3 protein-coding genes are annotated in these 2,198 nt (G+C 48.7%); all 3 read right to left on the bottom strand.

Annotated features, from left to right (window positions below; translation table 11 throughout):
* On the bottom strand, positions 1 to 561 hold a 561-nt coding region (locus tag AC1DUA_RS34770), incomplete at its 3' end, for a sugar kinase (RefSeq protein ID WP_477504079.1).
* Entirely contained in the window at positions 554 to 1,309 is a 756-nt protein-coding gene (dagF, locus tag AC1DUA_RS34765) for a 2-dehydro-3-deoxy-phosphogluconate aldolase (protein WP_477504078.1), read from the bottom strand. The genes AC1DUA_RS34770 and dagF, both read right to left, overlap by 8 nt.
* A 1-nt stretch (position 1,310) precedes the next feature.
* Positions 1,311 to 2,198, bottom strand: an 888-nt coding sequence (locus AC1DUA_RS34760; RefSeq protein WP_477504076.1) for a DgaE family pyridoxal phosphate-dependent ammonia lyase, incomplete at its 5' end; no start/stop codon positions are given.

The raw sequence follows: 2,198 nt of genomic DNA, 5'->3' as shown, positions 1-2,198 counted from the left end.
GTAATGAGGTTTTGCTTTTGCGTAACCGCCTTCACCCCAGTGGGCTGGACGATAGTTGCAATCGAAAACAACCGTACCGCCATTAGCTTTGACTTCTTTGGCCAAGGCTTTCATATGCTGGCGCACGTTATCATTCATGGCCAGAGTAATCCCGCAGAAATGGATCATATCAATATTTTTAGCAATTTCAGCAAAATTATAAGTGCTTTCAGGGGCAGTGTTGAAACTGCTTTCCTGGCGGTTGGAATAGGTCACACGGCTTGACCGCGCACCGAAACCATTTTCTAAGAAATACATGCCGACATAGTTGCCGCCGCGGGAAATCATCGACGAGTTGATGCCTAATTTACGTAAGTAAGCTTCTGCTGCATCTCCCACTGCGTTGGACGGCAATCTGGAAACCAGGAACCCGGTATGTCCGAAGCGAGCAAGTGCAGAGCTGATGTTCACTCCAGTGCCGGAAAATGTGTAGTTGAGCGAGCTGGCTTGGGACAAGAGTTCATAACCTGGCACCTGTAGGCGCATCATAACCTCTCCAAAAGCAGCAATTCGCTTAGCCATGTTGATCAACCAGTTTCTTCATGATGCTGAGCAGTTCGCGTACATCCGATGCATTCGTTTTTCCTGTTGCTTTATCAATGATAGACGAATACACGTGTGGGATGACCTGCGGAACTTTGGCTTCGAGCGCGATGCGCAGAATCGTTTCGAAGTTGTCCATGTCGATGCCGCCAGTTGGCTCAAGAGCAAAGCCTTCTTCGCCGCAAGCCTGTGCAACAGCACGAAGCTCGTCTTCACAGCTCAAGCCGTTCATCGGGAAATACTTGAGGGCATTTCCGCCCATGTCGCGAACTAGCGCGATAGCTGTTTTGACAGGGACGATAGCGTGCTCTGGTTGAGCCGCGCTCACAGGACCTGTAGAGATATTGACATAGCCGACGCGGCCAGTAGGAGAGACCAGGCTGTTGATCCAGCTGTCTTGCTCGCCAAGGTTAGCGCGTGTAGCGCCAACAGCAGGGAACACTTGATTGATGTGAGTACCCGGGTAATGCTTGGCAATCGCAGCAACCACAGCTGCTTGACGATTGTCGCCAGCGCCTAGACCGATGGATACGGCTTCGTCAATTGCCTTGCCATATTCTTTCATTGCAGCAACAGCAGTTTCCACGGTTGGGTAATCTTTCGAAAGAACGCCGACAAGCACATAACCCTCTGCGGCTTCGAATACTTCTTTCGCATTTTCAACGGAGTTAGCAAGCACGTTAAGCGCTGCGCGGCCTTTATATAATCTTTTTGCCATGTTGGACATGTTATTGACCTCCTGCTAGTTTGCGTATTTGAGCAGCGATAACCTCAATATCATCGCCTTGAAGAGGACGTGGATCGATATCAAAATAGCCTTGTCTCACGCCATAATCACGTGTATAAATAGCGATTTCACCTTCGAGTAGCCCGTTGACGACTTCTTTAGCTGTCGTTCCGGCTTGCTCGGGATCAATTTGAATGCGTCCACGGAAAATGGCACGGCCTGCTTCGTCTTGTACGATCGTCACTTTGATGCCTTTTAATTCGCTTAGCGGCATTAGCACTTGTAAAGCAGCTTTTTCTTGCTCGCTCTTGTCTTCTTTAACCCCATATTCATCAAGTGCTTGAAGCAAGCCAAAAGAAGTTTCTTTGCCGACTTTCATGCTCCGACCGATGCCATGAAGTTGAACTTTAAGCCATTCGATATAAGTGCGTTTGCCGCCGACAATACCTGAAGTAGGGCCTTCAATTGCTTTGGAACCGCTATAAATAGCTAAATCGGAGTATTTCACATACTTCTGAATATCTTCTTCTGCAGCAGCATCCACGATCAGAGGCACGTTATTGCGCTGTGCGATATCCCATGCTTCTTCAACGGATATCATGTTTTTTTGGACAGCATGATGGGATTTCACGTAGAGAATAGCGGCTGTATTTTCTGTAATCGCATCTTCAATATGCTCAGCTTTACCTTCATTGGCATAGCCAACTTCGACAAGTCTGCCGCCGCCAAGGTAAACCATGGTTTCAACAGGAGCTCCGTATTGAACATTGTGACCTTTGAGAATGAGGATATCTCGCTTGGCAATCGGGTCCTGATGCAGTCGCTCGCTTGCACGGCGATTTCCCTGAGTTACCACGGCTGCCACGGAGAGTGCAATGCCGCTCGATGC

It is taken from the genome of Paenibacillus sp. 01T422, assembly GCF_056398785.1.
This window is presented reverse-complemented; position numbering and strand designations above follow the sequence as displayed.